Source organism: Streptomyces sp. yr375 (assembly GCF_900110755.1).
Taxonomy (GTDB): domain Bacteria; phylum Actinomycetota; class Actinomycetes; order Streptomycetales; family Streptomycetaceae; genus Streptomyces.
In genome coordinates this window covers 40,721-60,006 of sequence record NZ_FOFF01000052.1, presented here as the reverse complement: position 1 = coordinate 60,006, position 19,286 = coordinate 40,721, and the positions used below count along the sequence as shown (strand labels likewise).

15 protein-coding genes are annotated in these 19,286 nt (G+C 70.0%); 9 read left to right on the top strand and 6 right to left on the bottom strand.

Features of this window, described 5'->3' with window-relative positions:
• From BMZ82_RS33555 to BMZ82_RS33545, 3 genes are all read right to left on the bottom strand, one after another.
• Positions 1-234: transposase (locus BMZ82_RS33555; protein WP_143098959.1), on the bottom strand; the 234-nt coding region annotated here is incomplete at its 3' end.
• A gap of 268 nt (positions 235-502) precedes the next feature.
• The gene (locus tag BMZ82_RS33550) at positions 503-2,452 is read right to left on the bottom strand and encodes an amylo-alpha-1,6-glucosidase (protein WP_093781178.1); all 1,950 of its coding nucleotides are present in this window, start codon (positions 2,450-2,452) and stop codon (positions 503-505) included.
• A complete protein-coding gene (locus tag BMZ82_RS33545; RefSeq protein ID WP_371271342.1) occupies positions 2,449-4,377 on the bottom strand; it encodes an MGH1-like glycoside hydrolase domain-containing protein in 1,929 nt (642 codons plus the stop codon). The genes BMZ82_RS33550 and BMZ82_RS33545 overlap by 4 nt, the downstream gene beginning before the upstream one ends.
• A gap of 120 nt (positions 4,378-4,497) precedes the next feature.
• Here BMZ82_RS33545 and BMZ82_RS33540 point away from each other — a divergent pair, with 120 nt between their 5' ends.
• The 5 genes from BMZ82_RS33540 to BMZ82_RS33520 all read left to right on the top strand — a co-directional run bounded on the left by BMZ82_RS33540 (position 4,498) and on the right by BMZ82_RS33520 (position 12,561).
• The gene (locus BMZ82_RS33540) at positions 4,498-5,706 is read left to right on the top strand and encodes an ROK family protein (protein WP_093781177.1); all 1,209 of its coding nucleotides are present in this window, start codon (positions 4,498-4,500) and stop codon (positions 5,704-5,706) included.
• A 406-nt stretch (positions 5,707-6,112) separates the two neighbouring features.
• Complete coding sequence (ppdK, locus tag BMZ82_RS33535) at positions 6,113-8,842, top strand: pyruvate, phosphate dikinase (protein ID WP_093781176.1); 2,730 nt, start codon at positions 6,113-6,115, stop codon at positions 8,840-8,842.
• Between the two features lie 258 nt (positions 8,843-9,100).
• Positions 9,101-9,520 carry a hypothetical protein gene (locus BMZ82_RS33530; RefSeq protein WP_093781175.1) on the top strand — a complete coding sequence of 140 codons (420 nt, stop codon included), beginning with the start codon at positions 9,101-9,103 and terminating at the stop codon, positions 9,518-9,520.
• An 84-nt stretch (positions 9,521-9,604) separates the two neighbouring features.
• On the top strand, positions 9,605-10,273 hold the full coding sequence (locus tag BMZ82_RS33525; protein WP_256252254.1) for an ABC transporter ATP-binding protein: 669 nt from the start codon (positions 9,605-9,607) through the stop codon (positions 10,271-10,273).
• The gene (locus BMZ82_RS33520) at positions 10,270-12,561 is read left to right on the top strand and encodes an FtsX-like permease family protein (RefSeq protein WP_093781173.1); all 2,292 of its coding nucleotides are present in this window, start codon (positions 10,270-10,272) and stop codon (positions 12,559-12,561) included. The genes BMZ82_RS33525 and BMZ82_RS33520 overlap by 4 nt, the downstream gene beginning before the upstream one ends.
• Positions 12,562-12,911: 350 nt before the next feature.
• Here the strand turns inward: BMZ82_RS33520 and BMZ82_RS33515 are convergent, their stop codons facing one another.
• Entirely contained in the window at positions 12,912-13,391 is a 480-nt protein-coding gene (locus BMZ82_RS33515) for an ArsI/CadI family heavy metal resistance metalloenzyme (RefSeq protein WP_093781172.1), read from the bottom strand.
• Between the two features lie 81 nt (positions 13,392-13,472).
• Here BMZ82_RS33515 and BMZ82_RS33510 point away from each other — a divergent pair, with 81 nt between their 5' ends.
• The 4 genes from BMZ82_RS33510 to BMZ82_RS33495 are packed head-to-tail and all read left to right on the top strand — an operon-like array spanning position 13,473 to position 16,407.
• Positions 13,473-13,874: an ArsR/SmtB family transcription factor gene (locus tag BMZ82_RS33510; RefSeq protein WP_093781171.1), complete on the top strand. Its 402-nt coding sequence runs from the start codon at positions 13,473-13,475 to the stop codon at positions 13,872-13,874.
• Complete coding sequence (gene arsB / locus BMZ82_RS33505) at positions 13,871-14,992, top strand: ACR3 family arsenite efflux transporter (RefSeq protein ID WP_093781170.1); 1,122 nt, start codon at positions 13,871-13,873, stop codon at positions 14,990-14,992. The genes BMZ82_RS33510 and arsB overlap by 4 nt, the downstream gene beginning before the upstream one ends.
• Positions 14,985-15,407 carry an arsenate reductase ArsC gene (locus tag BMZ82_RS33500; RefSeq protein ID WP_093781169.1) on the top strand — a complete coding sequence of 141 codons (423 nt, stop codon included), beginning with the start codon at positions 14,985-14,987 and terminating at the stop codon, positions 15,405-15,407. The genes arsB and BMZ82_RS33500 overlap by 8 nt, the downstream gene beginning before the upstream one ends.
• Before the next feature lie 43 nt (positions 15,408-15,450).
• The gene (locus BMZ82_RS33495) at positions 15,451-16,407 is read left to right on the top strand and encodes an oxidoreductase (RefSeq protein ID WP_093781168.1); all 957 of its coding nucleotides are present in this window, start codon (positions 15,451-15,453) and stop codon (positions 16,405-16,407) included.
• A 44-nt stretch (positions 16,408-16,451) separates the two neighbouring features.
• Here the strand turns inward: BMZ82_RS33495 and BMZ82_RS33490 are convergent, their stop codons facing one another.
• Both BMZ82_RS33490 and BMZ82_RS33485 read right to left on the bottom strand, forming a co-directional pair.
• On the bottom strand, positions 16,452-18,500 hold the full coding sequence (locus BMZ82_RS33490; protein WP_256252253.1) for a SulP family inorganic anion transporter: 2,049 nt from the start codon (positions 18,498-18,500) through the stop codon (positions 16,452-16,454).
• Positions 18,497-19,117 carry a carbonic anhydrase gene (locus BMZ82_RS33485; protein WP_093781166.1) on the bottom strand — a complete coding sequence of 207 codons (621 nt, stop codon included), beginning with the start codon at positions 19,115-19,117 and terminating at the stop codon, positions 18,497-18,499. Before BMZ82_RS33485 ends, BMZ82_RS33490 begins: the two co-directional genes overlap by 4 nt.
• Positions 19,118-19,286 lie beyond the last annotated feature (169 nt).

The following is a 19,286-nucleotide window of genomic DNA, read 5'->3' as shown; positions in this document are numbered from 1 at the left end:
CGTGGCCTCCTGCTCGCGGACCTTCCGCCGCAGCCGGACCAACTCCTCACGCTCCGCAGTGGTCAAAGCCCCGGCGGGCCCCTCACCGCGGTCGACCTTCGCCTGCTTCACCCACCCGCGCAGCCCTTCCGGACTCACGCCCAGATCCCTCGCGACCTCGGTGACCGTCTTCTCCGAGGACAACGCCAAGGCGACCGCGTCCCGCTTGAACTCGGCCGTATACCGCTTACTCATGTTGCTCTTCTGGCTCACTACCTGTGACTGCTTCCTCCGGGACCATCCGTCCCAGTATCAAGCTGTCCGGCCGGCAGGGGGAACCTCAGGCTCAACGCGAGCACCGAGTCAGGCTCAACGCGAGCACCGAGTCAGACTCAACGCGAGCACCGAGCCAGGCTCAACCCGGGCACCGGGCCAAGCCCGACCCGGGCACCGGGCCAAGCCCGGACCAGGCGTCACGCCAAGTCCAAGCTCAGCCCCGAGAACGGCCAAGCAAAGCGCAGCGTTATGCGCCGCCGACCGCCGTGAGCAGGGCCAAGGGGGCCGCTGCCGAGCGGGATTCGCGTACGCAGGCGTGTGGGTAAGGGACCGGTCGGGGGTGGGTGTCGCGGTCGTAGCCGGCGAGGACCTCGGGGAGGCGGTGGCCGGTCGCCGTCGCCGCGTCGACGAGCGCGTGGGCGACCGCGCGGGCCTCGTCGTGCAGGCCGTAGCGGGCCAGACCCAGCGTGATCAGCGCGTTGTCGTGCGGCCAGACCGAACCCCGGTGGTAGGAGAGCGGGTGGTACGCCGGTTGGCCGGAGGCCAGGGTGCGCACGCCCCAACCCGAGAAGAAGTCCGGTTCCAGGAGCCGCCGGCCGACGATCTCCCCGTACTCCTTGTCCAGCAGGCCCGACCACAGCAGGTGCCCCGCGTCCGAGGCCAGCGCGTCGACCTGGCGGCCCTCGCCGTCCAGCGCGAGCGCCGGGAAGGAGCGGCCCGGCATCCAGAAGTCCCGCTGGAAACGGTCCCGGAGGTCGGCGGCGGCCTGCTCCAGCAGCGCCGCGTACTTCTCGTCCTCCCACGCCGTCCGCGCCACCCACGCCGTGCGGCGCAGCGCGTCGTACGCGTACCCCTGCGCCCCCGCCGCCATCACCGGCCCACCCGCCCGCGTGCCGTCGGCGGAGCAGATCGCGCCCGGGGAGTCCTTCCAGTTCTGGTTGGCCAGGCCGCCCTGGTCGGCGCGGTAGACCAGGTAGCCACGGGAGGTCAGCCCGCCGTGGTCCAGCATCCAGCCGATCGCCGCCCGCGCGTTCGGCTCCAGGCGGCGCGCCAGCCGCACGTCGCCGGTCTGCTCGACATACGCGCCGAGCAGGACGAGGAACAGCGGCGTCGCGTCCACCGAGCCGTAGTAGCGGCCGAACGGGACCTGCCCGAAGTGGGCCAGTTCGCCGTGCCGCACCTCGTGCACGATCTTGCCCGGCTGGGACACCGACTCCCGGCCCGTCTCGGTCGCCTGGCCGACGGCCAGCGCCCGCAGCGTGGCGGCGGCCGGGCCCGGCCGGTAGGGGAGGGTGAAGAGTGAGGTCAGGAGGGCGTCGCGGCCCAGCAGGGTCAGGAACCAGGGCGCGCCCGCCGCCGGGACGCGCAGCTCCTCGCCGTCCGGACCGGTCGCCTGGACCTGGAGCGCGGCCAGGTCCGCGAGGCCGCGGGCGCAGGCGGCGGCCAGCTCGGGCCAGCCGGTCGGGAAGGCCACGCCCTCCACGAACTCGCCTTCCAGCTCCCGGAGTTGCTCGGCCACCGCGGCCGGGGAGCGGGGCACGCGCAGGGCCCGTTTCTCACCGTGCGGCCGGGCCATCACCCGCAGCGTCAACTCGGCCGAGCCGTGCGGCTCGAGCTCCAGCTTCCACACCAGACGGCGCGCGCCGGTGCCGGTCTCCTCGACGCCGTCCGGCGCGGGCTCGGCCGTCACCGTCGTGCAGGACTTCCACTCGGCGCGCTGGTACGTGAACTCCACGCCGTCGTCGAGGACTTGGCGGCGTCGGACGACCCCGGTCTTCGCGTACGTACGGTGGTCGGAGCGCAGTTCGAACTGGTCGGTGAAGTCGGCGTCGGCGGTGACGGCGAGGCGGACCGTCGTCGGCACCGGCCGGTTGCTGACGACCCGCAACGACTCCACGAACGAGCTGTCCCCGACGGCCTGTTCACGGAACAGCGTGCAGGACGGCGGCTCGTTGCGCCCACCGCGCGGCACGAGCACGCACCGCGTGGTCTCCCCCTCGGCGACCGGCGAGAGCGCCTCCGGCACCGCGCCGTCGATCGTCAACTGCCAGCGGCTGAGGTGCCGGGCGTCCCGGACGAATAACCCCTCCGGAGATCCGGAGGCCGAGCCGGAGCCTGCCACACCGCTGATGTCCCCACGGTCGCCCACGGCGGCGAACGTCCCGCCGTACACGAGCAGATGATGCCGATCGGTCATCCCTGGTCCCCTCCCTTGAGCGCGATCGCTTCGTTGCCGTGCGCCAAATCGCCGTTGTGCGGCTGGTCGTTGCCGTGCGGTGGTAGGCCGTTGGCACGCGGCAGTTCCCCGCCGTGCGACCAATCGCTGCTGTGCGCCAAGCCGCCGCCGTGCGATAGGTCGCCGCCGTGCGGTAGGTCGCCGCCGTGCGGTAGGTCGTTGGCGTGCGCCAAGTCGCCGCTGTGCAGCAGGTCGTTGGCATGCGCCAGATCGCCGCCGCGCGCCAAGTCGCTGCCGTGTGCCAGGTCGTTGGCGTGCGCCAAGTCGCCGCCCTGCGGCAAGTCCCCGCCGTGCGCCCAATCACCACTGCGCGCAAGGTCGTTGCCGGGCGCGAGGTCGTTGGCGTGCGCCAAATCGCTGCCCTGCGTCAGCTCCCCGCCCTGCGCCAAGCCGCCGCCCTGCGCCAAGCCGCCGCCCTGCGCCAAGCCGCCGCCCTGCACCAAGCCGCCGCCCTGCGGCAAGTCGCCGCCGCCCTGCGCCAACTCCCCGCCATGCAGCAGGTCAAGGGTGAGTGCGGCGGTCCAGCTAAAGCTGGTTGCGCCGCAGGCCTCGCCCGTGTGCGGGTCGACGTATTCCGCGAAGTCCGAGCTGGCCGCGGTGTCCAGGACCGCGTGGCGCAGCGCGTCCGCGTCGGTGACCCTGCCGTGGATTCGCAGGCCCCGTTCCAGTAGCCAGCTTGTGTTGAACCAGGCGGGGCCGCGCCAGTAGCGGTGTGGGTCGAAGGCCTCGCCGAGCAGGTCGTAGCTGGGGACGAGGCGGGTCGTCGTACCGAGGCCGAAGTGCGGGCCGCGCAGTGTCCGGACGACGGCCGTCACCACCTCGCGCGGGAGCCCGGGCAGCAGCAGCGGGACGAGCCCGGAGACTCCCCGCTCGGGGATCAGGCCGCCGCCGCGTACGTCGCGGCAGAAGAACATGCCCTCCGCCGGGTCCCACAGCCGCTCCACCAGCGCCGCCGTCAGGCGTTCCGCGCGGGCGTGGCGGGCCGTGGCCGTCGCGCCCAGTTCCTGCGCGATGCGCGCGAGGGCGTGCTCGGAGGCGATGAGCAGCGCGTTGAAGGAGGGGTCCTCGACGGCGAACTCCCGGCCCCCGCCCTCGCCGCCGTCGGCGTAGCCGCCGTCCCGGTACTCCGTCGCCAGTCGTACGTACCGCCCGTAGTCCAGGTCCGTCGGACGGTCCTCCGCGGCCCCGTGGTCGAGGTCGGCGCGCCGGAAGGAGCGGGTCGGGGCCGGGGTGACCCGGGCGAGCGGCGCGTCCCAGGACGGCGCGTTGTCCATCCCCTGCTCCCAGGGGTGGACGACCGACACCAGCCCGCCGCCGCCCAGGTCCCGCCGGTGCAGCAGATAGCGGTGCCAGGCGGCCAGCCGCGGGTAGACCCGGGCCAGGAAGCCGCGCGCCCGCGAGAGCCCCGGGTCGGCGCGGTGCACCAGCCAGGCCGCGAGCGCGTGCACCGGTGGCTGCACGATGCCAGAGGTCTGTACGGTGCGCGGGGCGCCCGCAGCGCGCCCCGCGGTCGAGGAGCGCCAGAAGTCGGGGCTCGGGAAGTACGCGTCGAGCGGCACGGAGGGGTTGAAGACGATGTGCGGGACCCGCCCGTCGTCCCACTGGGCGGCCAGCAGTGTTTCCAACTCCGTCTGCGCCCGCTGCGGCGACACGTGCCGCAGCCCGATCGCGATGAACGCCGAGTCCCAGGACCACTGGTGCGGGTACAGACGGCGGGAGGGGACCGTCGACGTGCCCGTCCAGTTGCCCTCCAGCACCGCCACCGCGCCCGCGTGCAGCGCCCCGAGATGCGGTGTCCTGACCTGCGACGGCCCCGGCGGAGCCGTCGGATCGTATGCAACGGCGTACTCCGCCGGGCGGGCGATGAGCTGGGCGGTGCGATCCACTCGGGGCTCCCCGAAGACGACAAGGCCGACTGGTTCGGCAGTGGCTACCGTAGGGTTACGTCTATTTAACACGCAAAACTCAATATGTAATGCAGGCTTGATAAACACAAGGGGGTGCGCATGACCGGACGCGGCCAGGCTCGTGCCGGCGATCTTCTCGAACTGGTGCGCAGCGGGCGGGCGACCACGCGCGGCGCCCTCCAACAGGCCACCGGCCTCTCCCGCGCCACCGTCGGCCAGCGCCTCGACCGCCTGTTCCGGGCCGGCTGGCTGCGCGAGGGCGCGGGCGGTCCGGTGGACTCGCCCCTCGGCGGCCGTCCGTCCATCACCCTGGAGTTCGACGACGCCCACGCCGTCGTCCTGGCCGCCGACCTCGACACCCGCCACGCCCGCGCCGCCGTACTGACGCTGACCGGCGAGATCCTCGCCGAGCACGGCGGCACGCTCGTCATCGAGGACGGCCCGGACGCCGTACTCGGCGAACTCGGCGGCTGGTTCGCCGAGTTGCTGGAGAAGGCGGGCCACCGGGCGGACGAGGTCTGCGGCATCGGACTCGCCGTCCCCGGCCCCGTCGACAGCGAGACCGGCCGGGTCGTCCAGCCGCCGATCATGCCCGGCTGGGACGGCTACGACATACGAAGCCGCCTGGCCAGGGCCTTCGCCGAGCGCACCGGCGAGGGCGCCAGCGCCCGGACGGTGCCCGTCCTCGTCGACAACGACGCGAACCTCATGGCGTACGGCGAACAGCGCACCGGACACCCCGACTGCTCGGCGTTCGTGCTGGTCAAGGTGTCCACCGGCATCGGCGCCGGGGTCGTGGTCGACGGCTCGGTCTTCCGGGGCGTCGACGGCGGCGCAGGCGACATCGGGCACATCCGGGTGGGCGCGGAGGCGCTGTGCCGCTGCGGCTCGTACGGCTGTCTCGCCGCCGTCGCCAGCGGTGGCGCCGTGGCGCGACGGCTCGCGGAGTCGGGCGTACCGGCGTCCTCGGGCTCGGACGTGCGCGAGCTGCTCGCCGCCGGGCACCCCGGGGCGGCGGCGCTGGCCCGGGAAGCGGGGCGCCGGGTCGGGGACGTCCTGGCGACGGTCGTGACGCTGCTGAACCCCGGGGTCCTGATGATCGCCGGGGATCTGGCCGGCACCGCCTTCCTCACCGGCGTGCGCGAGCTGCTCTACCAGCGGGCGCTGCCCCGCTCCACGGCCCATCTGGACGTCGTGACCTCGCGGCTGGGGGAGCGGGCGGCGCTGGTGGGGGCGGGCGCGATGGTCGTGGAGCACCTGTACGCGCCGGAGCGGGTCGAGGAGCGGTTGCTGGCACTGGGGGTGTGAGGCACGCTCGTGGTGGGCGAGGGCGTCCGCATGGTGACATCCGGGGCCGTGTGGCGGCGTGATTCTCGCCACCCCCGAGGGGGGTATTGCTCAGATGAGCGCACCCGCGATCGATTGCACTTCTCCAAAGAGTGGCACTGGGTGCCACCCCTTGATCGTTCATCGACCGAAATCAAACGTAGCCCTCATTGCTCATGTGAGCGGCGATGAGGTGGCGGAAGGGGTGCTTGCGTTCAAGAAGTGAAAACATTCGCTGCTCTGGACTTGCCAAGCCTTGACTTTCAATCCGCTGGCGGACGGCTGGTTACAGGCACATGACGCGCAAGTGGACGTACCCAGGAGCCTTCGATCTGGGTATGTTCCTGGCCGTCAGGGCAGCCACCGCGTCCTCGAGGAGTCGAGACCCGTGTCGGAAAACAAAGATCCCCAGGATTCCCACGTGGTGAAGTTCGTTTACGACTTCACCGAGGGCAACAAGGACCTCAAGGACCTCCTCGGCGGCAAGGGTGCGAACCTCGCCGAGATGACCAACCTGGGCCTTCCCGTCCCGCCCGGTTTCACGATCACCACCGAGGCCTGCAAGGGCTACCTCGACAGCGGCGAGGAGCCGGCGGCACTGCGTGACGAGGTGAGTGCGCACCTCGACGCGCTGGAGCAGCGCATGGGCAAGAAGCTCGGCCAGTCGGACGACCCGCTCCTGGTCTCCGTACGCTCGGGCGCGAAGTTCTCCATGCCGGGCATGATGGACACCGTCCTGAACATCGGGCTGTCCGACAAGTCCGTCCAGGGCCTGGCCAGGCAGTCCGGCGACGACCGCTTCGCGTGGGACTCCTACCGCCGCCTGATCCAGATGTTCGGCAAGACGGTCCTGGGCGTCGGCGGCGAGCTCTTCGAGGACGCCCTCGAAGCGGCGAAGACGGCGAAGAAGGTCCACGTCGACACCGAGCTGGAGGCGGCGGACCTGAAGAAGCTCGTCACCCGCTTCAAGAAGATCGTCAAGACCGAGGCCGGCCGCGACTTCCCGCAGGACCCGCGCGAGCAGATGGACCTCGCCGTCAAGGCCGTCTTCGAGTCCTGGAACACCGACCGCGCCAAGCTCTACCGCCGCCAGGAGCGCATCCCCGGCGACCTGGGCACGGCCGTCAACGTCTGCTCGATGGTCTTCGGCAACCTCGGCCCGGACTCCGGCACGGGCGTCGCCTTCACCCGCGACCCCGCCTCCGGCCACCAGGGCGTCTACGGCGACTACCTCCAGAACGCCCAGGGCGAGGACGTCGTCGCCGGCATCCGCAACACCGTCCCGCTCGCCGAACTGGAACAGATCGACAAGAAGTCGTACGACCAGTTGCTCGGCATCATGGAGACGCTGGAGAACCACTACAAGGACCTCTGCGACATCGAATTCACCATCGAGCGCGGCCAGTTGTGGATGCTCCAGACCCGCGTGGGCAAGCGCACGGCGGGCGCGGCCTTCCGGATCGCCACCCAACTCGTCGACCAGGGCCTCATCGACGAGACGGAGGCGCTACAGCGCGTCACCGGCGCCCAGCTCGCCCAGTTGATGTTCCCGCGCTTCGACGAGCACGCGAAGGTGGAGAAGGTCGGCCGGGGCATCGCGGCCTCGCCGGGCGCGGCGGTCGGCAAGGCGGTGTTCGACTCCTACACGGCCGTGAAGTGGTCGCGCTCCGGCGAGAAGGTCATCCTCGTGCGCCGCGAGACCAACCCCGACGACCTCGACGGCATGATCGCGGCCGAGGGCATCCTCACCTCGCGCGGCGGCAAGACCTCCCACGCGGCCGTGGTCGCACGCGGCATGGGCAAGACGTGCGTCTGCGGCGCGGAGGAGCTCGAGGTCGACACCAAGCGCCGCCGGATGACGGTCCCGGGCGGCCATGTGGTGGAGGAGGGCGACGTCATCTCCATCGACGGGTCGAGCGGCAAGGTGTACCTGGGCGAGGTCCCGGTCGTGCCGTCCCCGGTGGTGGAGTACTTCGAGGGCCGGATGCACGCCGGTGCGGACGACGCCGACGAACTGGTCGAGGCCGTCCACCGCATCATGGCCTTCGCGGACCGCAAGCGGCGGCTGCGGGTGCGCGCGAACGCCGACAACGCCGAGGACGCGCTGCGCGCCCGGCGCTTCGGGGCCCAGGGCATCGGCCTGTGCCGCACCGAGCACATGTTCCTCGGCGACCGGCGCGAGCTGGTGGAGCGGCTGATCCTGGCGGACACGGAGACGGAGCGCGAGGAGTCCCTGAAGCAGCTCCTGCCTCTCCAGAAGAAGGACTTCATCGAACTCTTCGAGGCGATGGACGGCCTCCCGGTCACCGTCCGCCTCCTGGACCCGCCGCTGCACGAGTTCCTGCCCGACATCACCGAACTCTCGGTACGGGTCGCGCTCGCGGAGTCCCGCCAGGAGTCCCACGAGAACGACCTGCGCCTGCTCCAGGCAGTGCACCGGCTGCACGAGCAGAACCCGATGCTGGGCCTGCGCGGCGTACGCCTCGGCCTCGTCATCCCGGGCCTGTTCACGATGCAGGTCCGCGCGATCGCCGAGGCGGCGGCGGAGCGCAAGAACGCCAAGGGCGACCCGCGCGCCGAGATCATGATCCCGCTGGTCGGCACCGTCCAGGAGCTGGAGATCGTCCGAGAGGAGGCCGACCAGGTCGTCGCGGAGGTGGAGGCGGCGACGGGCGTCGAACTGAAGCTGGCGATCGGCACGATGATCGAACTCCCGCGCGCGGCCCTCACGGCGGGGCAGATCGCCGAGGCCGCGGAGTTCTTCTCCTTCGGCACGAACGACCTGACCCAGACGGTGTGGGGCTTCAGCCGCGACGACGTCGAGGCCAGCTTCTTCACCGCCTACCTGGAGAAGGGCATCTTCGGCGTCTCCCCGTTCGAGACCATCGACCGCGACGGCGTCGGCTCGCTGGTCAAGTCCGCGGCGGAGGCGGGCCGTCGAACCCGCCCCGACCTCAAACTCGGCGTCTGCGGCGAACACGGCGGCGACCCGGAGTCGGTCCACTTCTTCCACGAGGTAGGCCTCGACTACGTCTCCTGCTCCCCGTTCCGCATCCCGGTGGCCCGCCTGGAAGCGGGCCGCGCGGCAACCGACTCAACAGGCAGCGACCACCGCTGAGCCCAAGGGGCAACCAGCCCCTCACGGCCCACTGAACCCCGGAGCCGCCACCGGTCCCCGACCCTCACCGATCGGCGGCGACTCCGGCCACCATGGAGGACGGCACCCTGTGCGGGGGTGCCGTCCTCTTGTGTCTGGATTTCGATCACCTGATGTGATGGCGGGTGGACGACTGAAGGTTTCAGCACGTGTCCGATCGACTACTTTCTGTTGCCAGTGGTGGCCGAGGGGGCTGCCTGGCCGTCAGAGAGGTGCGCAATGCGCAAGGTATGGGTCGGAGTGCTGGCAGCGGGGGCGTTTCTCGTGGGCGCGGGTACGGCAGTTGGCACGGTCGACTGGCATGGCATGCCGGAGCTGAACTCGTCGGGTGTTCGCTTCAGGGGTGGCGAGTACCGCTTCAATCCCGCAGGCCAGAACCACGGTGCCTTCGAGTGGAAAGGCAAACTGAAGGACGCTGACGCGGAAGACGGCCACAACGTCTACGTGCTGGTACGTGTCGAGGGGCACAGTTGGGTGCGCTACAACGGCAAGCAGGGGAAGACCGTCCACCTGCATCACTCGAATTGGGATGGCGCCCAGCGCTACACCAACCAAGCCGATATCAGGGCATGCCGAAACCGCGGCAGTCTGCACCCGGACAACTGCTCGGTCACCAAAAGCTATTCGAACGGTAGCTAGAAGCCTTCTGCACTCCACAGCCCAGATGCCCGCATCTGGGCTCCCTCTCGTCATAGGGGAAGCATCATCAACACGTCAGAAGTCTTGTCCGCCACGGGTGTCGACCTTTTTTACGGTCAGACGCCCGCCGTCAGGAACGCCGACATCAGCCTGCGCCGCGGTGAAGTCGCGGCGATCACCGGGCAGAGCGGTTCCGGCAAGTCCTCGTTGCTGTATTGCCTTGCCGGGGTCCTGCCGGTGGCACGCGGTGAAATCCGGTTCGAGGGGCGCGTCCTCGGTGAACTCGACGACGAGGAGCTCAGCGCGCTGCGCCGTGAGCGTTTCGGGTTCGTCTTCCAGTACGGCGAACTGCTACCGGAGTTGACCGTGGAGGAGAACACCGCGCTGCCGTTGCGGCTGGCCGGGCAGCGCAAGGCGGAGGCGCTGACCGCCGCCGGGGAGGTTCTCGGTCGGTTGGGTCTCGCCGACCTGCGACAGCGCCGGCCTTCGCAGGTGTCCGGAGGGCAGAGCCAACGCGTCGCGGTGGCACGGGCGTTGGTGCATCGGCCGGCCGTGGTGTTCGCCGATGAGCCGACGGGATCGCTGGACAGCGCCAACGCCACCGCTGTGCTGGATGAGTTCCTGACCCTTGCGCGTTCTCAGGGGACGGCCGTGGTGCTCGTCACGCACGATGCTCAGGTGGCCTCCCGGGCCGACAGCCAGTTCGGGATGTGCGACGGAGTCCTCTCGGCCGTGGCGCGGGAGACGACATGACGGAACTCCTGCTGGGACTGCGGCTGTTGGTGGGCAGTGGGCGTGGCAACCGCGTGCGTTTCTTCCTGATGGCCGGAGGTAGTGCCGTCGGCGTCTGCTGCCTGGCCATGGTGCTAGCGATTCCCGGGATCCTGGCAGCGCAGGACGGACGTAAGGCGGCGCGTGAGGGCGAATGCTCCGTCGGCGAACGTCAACTCTGTATCGGTGCCGACAAAGCACCCCACGAGCTCAGTCTGACGGACCCGTACGGGTCCCGCCCCATGACCCGCGTCTTCCACTCGCCAGGCTCCTTCGCGATCGACCCGCCACCCGGTCTGAGTGAACTGCCCGCTCCCGGCGAGATGTTCGTGTCGCCACGGCTGCACGAAGAGCTCAAGAAGGAACCGGGCCTGGCCCAGCTCGTGCCGGGACGGGAACGGGGACTCATCAGTCCTCAAGGGCTCGCTCATCCCGATGAGCTGTACGCGTACATCGGCGTCACCCGGGGCCAGTTGAAGGGCGGGGACCCCGTGACGTCCTACGGGTGGCCCTATACAAGCCACGAAACGGTGGAGCCCTCGACACTGGACATCGTGCGGTTCACGCTGTGCGGCGTCGTCCTGCTTCCGCTGGCCGTCTATCTGTCCGTGTGCGCGCGGCTGTCGGCCGCGGCGCGGGCCCGACGGCTCGCCGCACTGCGTCTGGTCGGGTTGAGCAAGAAGGGCGTTCAGCGCGTCAACGCGGCTGAGACGGTCGCTGCGGCACTGCTCGGAGCGGTGCTCGGCCTCGGCGTCTACGCGGTGGCCAACCAACTCATCTCCCGTGTCGGTCTTCCCGGGTTCCGGTGGTATCCGTCTGACGGATCGCTGTCCTTGTCCGACACCCTCGTCTGCCTGATCGGTTGTCCGGCGCTCGCCTGGTTCGCGGGAGCGGTCGGAGCCAGGAAGGCCGCCGCGAACCCCCTGGCTGTGAGGCGCAGCGCGGTGGAGAAACCACCGGCGAAGTGGGGGCTGCTGCCCCTCCTTCCAGGACTGGGCATCGTCGCCGGGTACTGCGTGGCCGGCGCGACGGGGCACGCGCCCCGAGACACCTCGATCTCGTCGATCCTGATGCCGCTCGCCGTCGTGCTGGTGGGCGTCGGGCTCGTGCTGTCTCTCCCGATCCTCTCGCGGAGTCTGTCCCGCAGGGCGGCACGCACCAGTTCGCTGTCTCTCGGCCTGGCGATGAGGCGCAACGAGATGGAAGCAGGCGGGGCCCTGCGCGTCGCGACCGGTCTGGTGCTGCTCGTCTACGCGGCGTCACTCGTGCAAGGCGTGCTCATCGAGCTGGACCAAGTCTCCAAGAACACGTCACCTGTGCAGTCGTACATGCTGTCCCTTGACGGCGTCACCCAAGATCGGCAGCGGGCGTTCGAGACGGTGCCGGGTGTACGTGGCCATGGCATGGTGGCGAGCTCGTGGAAGGATCGGAAAGCCGAGTTTCCACCGGTGATCCGCGCCGTGATCGCCACGTGCAGTCAACTCCGTGGGATGGTGCCTGAAATCGGACGGTGCGCGGATGGGCGGCCTTTTCGAGTCGTGAATCCTCGGGAGACATACGACGAGGACAGCAAACCTGGTGCGATCTTCCCTTTCCATCTCAGGAATGAGAGAGGCGCGGAGCGCGTGCTGACGGTTCGAGTGCCGAAGCAACAGGTGATCTTCGGCGATGAATCAGGACTCTCGACATTGAGTAGTGGCAACGTCGTGGTCCCGCCGTCTTTCCTGCCTGACGGCTTCCGGCCCGAGGGGGCCGATCTCACCCTGGTCAGCAGCTCGGCACCTCAGACCGTTCGTGCCGTCCTCGACGACATCGGAGGCATCGATCCGATCGCCAAGGTTCAGACGCCCGGCGTAGTCGTCACCGCCCTCCAGCAGATCACCGTCGTCAAGACGATCCTCGCCATGGGGATGGTCCTCGGCCTCATCATCGGCGTAGCCGCTTACCTTGTGGCTGCCACCGACCGTGCGGTCGAACGCCGACCGCAGGTGACCGCTCTTTCTCTGCTCGGTGCGCGGCCTCGTACCTTGCGGGCTGTGCAGGTGGCGCAGGTTGTACTGCCGCTGGCGGTGGGCCTGGTGTTGGCGGTCGTCGCCGGGAAGGCGGCCGAATCCAGCTATCTCGTCACCGGCGGCGGCGACGTCTTCTGGGACGGGGCCGGTGTGCCGTTGCTGTTGGCCTGCGCTCTCGGGGTCGTGGCGGTCGCCGCCTTCGGATCCCTGCCGTTGGTCGGGCGGCGTATCGACCCCGAGTTGATTCGGCGGGACTGACGACGGGCGGCGGGGTTGTGGGAAGGGGCGGTGTTCCGGGTGGGGGATGCCGTCCCTTTTTGGTTAAGGCTTCAGGGAGTTCAGCCAGTTGGTCAGGAGGTGGTTGGTGTGGGTGGGGTGTTCTTGTGGGAGTCAGTGGCCGTAGGATTCGAGGAGGTGTGCGGAGTGTCCCGTGCCCGAACGGCACGGTTTCCCCAGGCGGCGGCTCATCATGAACGGAGTCAGCCTGGACCGTGTCCGCGTTGACCGTGTCCTGGGCGAGGCTCTTGCCACCGGAGCCGACCCGCTTCACCTGACCTCAGGAGAAGACGGAGGAGGCGGCGGCGCGCGAGGGGCGTGGAGAGAACCGGTCAGCTTCCGCAGCCGCAGGCCGTTGCCGTCGGCGCAGGCTCGGACGACGCCGCCGGAGTGTCGGTGCAGCAGGCGTGGCCGCCGCCGGGCGCGGGGCTCTTGCCCATCTGGTCGGCGTCGGCCTTGACGACGTAGACCTCCCAGGGCTCGCGGCCGGGGCCGTGGACCCACACCTTGTCCTGGAGGGCGTAGCAGCAGGAGGTGTCGTTCTCCTCGAACGTGGCGAGCCCCGCCTCCTTGAGGCGGTCGGTGGCGGCGGTGACCGTCTCCGTGGAGTCGACTTCGACGCCGAGGTGGTCCAGACGGGTGTCCTGACCGGGCTCACCCTCGATGAGGACGAGCTTGAGCGGCGGCTCGGTGATCGCGAAGTTGGCGTAGCCAGCGCGCCGCTTGGTGGGCTCGACGCCGAACAGCTTGGAGTAGAAGGTCACCGAGGCGTCGAGGTCGGCGACATTGAGTGCGAGCTGAACACGGGACATGACGGTTCTCCTCCATCGCTTTGTATTGATGTCTGTCGATACAAGCTTGCGTCCTGGATCGAAGAACGTCAACATAGAGGCATGTCGAAACAAGAGCTGGCGGTGCTCGGCCAACCCGGTGCCGGCGAGTGCTGTCCCGCGTTGCTGACCGCCCCGCTGGACGAGGACCAGGCCGCCGATCTGGCGAAGGTGTTCAAGGCGCTGGGCGATCCGGTACGGCTGCGGCTGCTGTCGATGATCGCTTCCCGAGCGGGCGGCGAGGTCTGCGTCTGCGACCTCACCCCGGCCTTCGAGCTGTCGCAGCCGACGATCTCCCACCACCTGAAACTGCTGAAGCAGGCCGGACTCATCGACTCCGAGCGGCGCGGAACGTGGGTGTACTACCGCTTGCTTCCGCAGACGACCGATCGGCTGGCCGCGATTCTCACCCGCCCCGCCGGACAACCGCTGCCCGAGATCACGCCCGCCGGAGCCGCCTCGTGAGCCCGGAAGCCGCCACCGCGGCGGCCACGGCGCCGGTTGCCGGACGGCTGCCGTTCCTGGACCGCTTCCTCGCCGTGTGGATTCTGATCGCGATGGCCGCCGGCCTCGGGCTGGGCCGCCTCGTACCGGGGCTCGGGGACGCGCTGGCGAAGGTGACCGTCACCGGCGTCTCGCTGCCGATCGCGCTCGGCCTGCTCGTGATGATGTACCCGGTCCTCGCCAAGGTCCGCTACGACCGCCTGGGCACCGTCACCCGCGACCGCCGCCTGCTCATCCCGTCCCTGGTCCTCAACTGGATCGCCGGCCCGGCCCTGATGTTCGCCCTCGCCTGGGTCTTCCTGCCCGACCTGCCCGAGTACCGAACCGGCCTGATCATCGTCGGTCTCGCCCGCTGCATCGCCATGGTCGTCATCTGGAACGACCTCGCCTGCGGCGACCGCGAAGCCGCCGCCGTCCTGGTCGCCCTGAACTCCGTGTTCCAGGTGGTCGCCTTCGCCGCGCTCGGCTGGTTCTACCTGTCCGTGCTGCCCGGCCGGCTCGGTCTGGAACAGACCGCGCTGAACGTCTCGGTGTGGGAGATCGCCCGCTCCGTGCTGATCTTCCTCGGCATCCCGCTGCTGACCGGGTTTCTCACCCGCCGCTTGGGCGAGAAGGCCCGGGGCCGCACCTGGTACGAGACGAAGCTGATCCCGCGCATCGGACCGTTCGCCCTCTACGGGCTGCTGTTCACGATCGTCGTCCTGTTCGCCCTCCAAGGCGACGCCATCACCTCCAAGCCCCTTGATGTCGCACGGATCGCGCTGCCTCTGCTGGTGTATTTCGCCGTGATGTGGGCCGGGTCGATGGCCGCCGGCCGTGCGGTCGGACTGGACTACCCGAAGGCGACGACGCTGGCGTTCACCGCGGCGGGCAACAACTTCGAACTCGCCATCGCCGTCGCCATCGCCACCTTCGGCGCCACCTCCGGCCAAGCCCTCGCCGGGGTCGTCGGCCCGCTCATCGAGGTGCCGGTCCTGATCGGCCTGGTCTACGTCGCCCTGGCCGCCCGTCGGTTCTTCCCTCAGCCCGCACCGACGGCCGGACCTGCCGTCTCCCCGGAAGGTTCCGCCCGTGTCTGAGTCCAAGCCGTCCGTGCTGTTCGTGTGCGTCCACAACGCCGGGCGCTCGCAGATGGCGGCCGCATTCCTCACCCACCTCTCCGAGGGCCGGGTCGAGGTCCGCTCCGCCGGGTCCGTACCGGCCGACGCTGTGAACCCGGCCGCCGTCGAGGCGATGTCGGAGGTCGGCATCGACATGTCCGCCGAGACGCCGAAGGTGCTGACCGTGGAAGCGGTGCGAGCGTCCGACGTGGTGATCACCATGGGCTGCGGCGACACCTGCCCCGTCTTCCCGGGGAAGACGTATTTGGACTGGAAGCTCGATGACCCGGCAGGTCAGGGCGTCGATGCCGTACGTCCCATTCGTGACGAGATCCGACGGCGCATCCGTGGCCTTCTGGAAGACCTCGATATCCAGCCTCGGCGCGCGCCGTAGGCTGCCCCCTGGGGGGAGCGGGGGCAGCGGAAGGAGTGCGGGTATGGCCGGCTGGAGTGTGGACGGCATCCCTGATCAGAGGGGGCGTACCGCCGTCGTCACCGGGGCCAACAGTGGGCTCGGGTATGTCACGGCGCGGGAGCTGGCGCGGAAGGGGGCGCGGGTCGTGCTCGGGTGCCGGAGTGAGGCGCGGGGGCGGGACGCCGTAGCGCGGCTGCGTGGTGAAGTGCCGGGCGCGGACGTCGAGTTGGGGCGGCTCGATCTCGGGGACCTCGCCTCCGTACGGGAGTTCGCGGACTCGCTGCCGTACGAGGGGCTCGACCTGCTCGTCAACAACGCGGGGGTGATGGCGATGCCGTACGGCACCACCGTCGACGGGTTCGAGACGCAGTTCGGGGTGAACCATCTCGGGCACTTCGCCCTCACCGGGCTGCTGCTGCCCGCGCTGCTCGCGGCGGACCAACGAGCGCCTGTGGAACGGTCGTCCGGGGTACGGGTCGTGACCGTGTCCAGCATGGCCCACCTGGTCGGCACCATCGATCCGAGCGATCTCAACTCCGAGCGGCAGTACCGTCGTTGGACTGCGTACGGCCGTTCCAAGACCGCCAACCTGCTCTTCACGCACGAGCTCGCGCGGCGGCTCGCGGCGGCCGGGTCCGGTGTCGTGGCGGCGGCCGCGCACCCGGGGTACGCGGCGACCAACCTCCAGACGGCCGGGCCGCGCGCTGCGGGTCGCCGGGTCGCCGAGCGGCTGATGGCGCTCGGCAACCGGGTGATCGCCCAGTCCGCCGAGGCGGGCGCGCTGCCCGCCCTGTACGCGGCGACCGCGCCCGGGGTCCGGCCGGACTCGTTTACCGGACCGTCCCTCGCGAACTGGCGCGGGGCGCCCGCACCGTCGCGGCGGGCGCCCTGGACCCTCGACGACCGGGCGGGGGAGCGGTTGTGGGCCGACTCCGAGCGGCTCACCGGCGTGTCCTACGCCGACGTCCTCAAGGCCTGAGCCGCCCATTCCATTCCGCCCCGCCCTACCGTCTTGTCGCCGCCTCAGTAGGACGCGTAGCCCTGGCCCTGGCCGTACGTCTGGCCCTGGCCCTGTCCATAGTCCTGCGCGTAGCCCTGCCCGTAGCCCTGCGTGTACTGCGGGGCGTACTCGTCCGCGTAGCCGTCCGTGTACCCGCCCGCGTATTCCTCCGCGTACCTCTGCGCGAAGTCCTCCGGCATCGGTGTCGTGTCCAGGTAGAACCACTCGGCGGTGGGGCCGGGGGCTGCTACGGGCGCGTGGCGGGGCAGCGGGTCGGACTGCATCGGCATCGGCGTCGGAACCTGCACCGGTATCGGCTTCTGCCTGGGCGTCGGGCGGTCGGCCGACGGGAACGTGTCCTCGTCAATAGAGGGCCCGGTGCCGGTAGGCAGGTGTTTTGCCGGGCCCGGTAGCAGGAGTTCCACCCGTAGGCCCTTGCCGCGTTGCTGGGCGGTGAACTCCTCCACCTGGCTGCGGCAGGCGTGGTCGAGGTGGGTGACGCCGGTGAGGTCGAGCCGGATGCGGGGTTTGCCGGCTTCGGCGGCGGACTCCAGGGCCTCGATGACCTGGGGCAGCCGCAGGAAGGTCGCGTTGCCGGCCATCACCACCTTCGCGGTGTCGTCCTCGATGTGCTGCCGGATGACCGTCTGCGACATGCGCACCGCGGCCAGCAGGATGCCCGCCGCGAGGCCGATCAGTACGCCCTCCAGGAGCGCCGTCGCCACGATGACCAGCGTGGTGATCGTCATGACCGCGAACTCGCCGCGGTCCTGCCGCCACATCTTCGGGAACTCCTCGGGCGCGAAAAGCTTCCAGCCGCTGTGCACGAGCACGCCCGCGAGGACCGAGATCGGGATCAGGGCCAGCACCTGGGGGAGCAGGATCGCGAACGCCAGCAGCCACAGGCCGTGCAGGGTGCGGGAGAGCCGGGTCTTGGCGCCCGCCTGGACGTTCGCCGAACTCCGCGCCACCACCGCCGTGATGGGCAGCGCGCCGAGCAGCCCGGCGAGGGTGTTGCCCGCGCCCTGGGCGATCAGTTCGGGGTTGTAGCGGGTGCGCGGCCCGTCGTGCATACGGTCTACCGCGGCGGCCGTGAACAGGGACTCCGCCGAGGCGATCACCGTGAACGTGAGGATCGCGGTGATGATCCCGGCGTCCGCCAGGCCCGCGAACTCCTTCGCGCCGGGTACGTTGACCGAGGCCAGCAGGTTGCCGACCTGGAGCGTCTTGACGTCCACGCCGGGGAGCGCGGCCACCGCGATGCCGATGCCCACCGCGACCAGCGCCGCGGGCACCTTCTTGACCGGCCCAGGCGCCTTCTTCCACAGGAAGCTCAGGACGACCGTGACGACGCCCAGACCGGCCGCGATCAGCGCCTGCGGGTCGGCGAACGTGCTCGCGAGCAGGCCGGGGATGCCGGCCATGTTCTCCAGCGGGGTGCCGGGCGCTTTCGCGTCCATCGCCGGGTACGCCTGACTGAACATCAGCGGCAGACCGATGCCCGCGAGCATGCCCTGGACGACGGCCAGCGAGATCGCCTGGAAGAACCGGCCCAGTTTCACCAGGCCGAGGACGATCTGGAGGAGGCCGGAGAAGAGCACGATCACGCCGAGCATGGCCACGCCGTACTCGAGCACGGTCTCCGCGACCAGCGCGGCGAGACCGGCGGCCGGACCGCTCACCTGGAGCGTGCTGCCGCGTGCCGCACCCACCACCAGACCGCCGATGACACCGGAGATGATGCCCAGTTCGGCGGAGACACCGGAGGCGACGGCCACGCCGATGCAGAGCGGGAGCGCGACCAGGAAGACGACGAGCGACGCGGTGATCTCGGTGGCCAGATCTACCTTCGGCCCCTTGCCGCCCGCTCCTCCCTTCCCTCCAGCCCCGCCCTTGCCACCCTTTCCTCCGGGTCCTCCCTGGCCTCCCGGTCCTCCTGTCCGTTCCCTCAAGTCGCCCTGGCCGCCGCCCCGTTGGGGGTTCGCCGGGTTCCTCGGCCGGTCGGCAGGGGGCTGGAATCGCGGGTCGCGGGCCCGGGAGCCTCGCATCCTGGTGGCGTGTGCGCCGCTCATGCCGCGTGCACCCGGAACAGACCGTCCTCGTCCAGCTCGTGCACCTGGCCGGTGTCCACCTCGTAGTACCAGCCGTGCAGTCGCAGCTCGCCCGCGTCGAGACGTCGCCGCGTCACCGGGTAACTCCGCAGCACCGCAAGCTGGTTGACGACGTTGAGCTGGGCGACGTCCGGCATCGACGGGTCCTCGACGTGACCGTCCTCGGCATGGCCGTTCAGGACGGGCGCCAGCCTCGGGCGGGCCAGTTGCAGCCAGGCGTCCACGCCGGGCAGGGCGGACAGGTCGTCGCCGGACTTGATGGCGCCCATCGCCCCGCAGTACGAGTGGCCGCACACCACGATGTCCTGAACGCCGAGCACCTCCAGTGCGTACTCGATGGTGGCGGCCTCGCCCGAGGCGCCCTGTCGGCCGTGCGGCGGAACGATATTGCCCGCGTTCCGCAGCTCGAATATCTCACCGGGCCGTGCGCCCGTGATCAGGGCGGGTATCACCCGTGAGTCCGAGCAGGTGATGAACAATGCCTCGGGATATTGGCCCTCGGCCAGACGCCGGTATTCGCCGCTTTCGAAATCGACCCGCCGCTTGAACGAGCGGGCGCGGTCCAGCAATGCCTTCACGTGGATCCTCCCAGTTCAGAGCTGGCCGGCGTGGGGGTCCGACCAGTTCTCCATCACCGTAGAGGAGCCTTTGCCAGGCGAAGGTTAGAGGAACACTAAACCGCCGACAAGAATGGGACAGTTTTCGTCCGGAGTTGAGCCGCTGCTCACATTGTCCGAGACGTGTGGG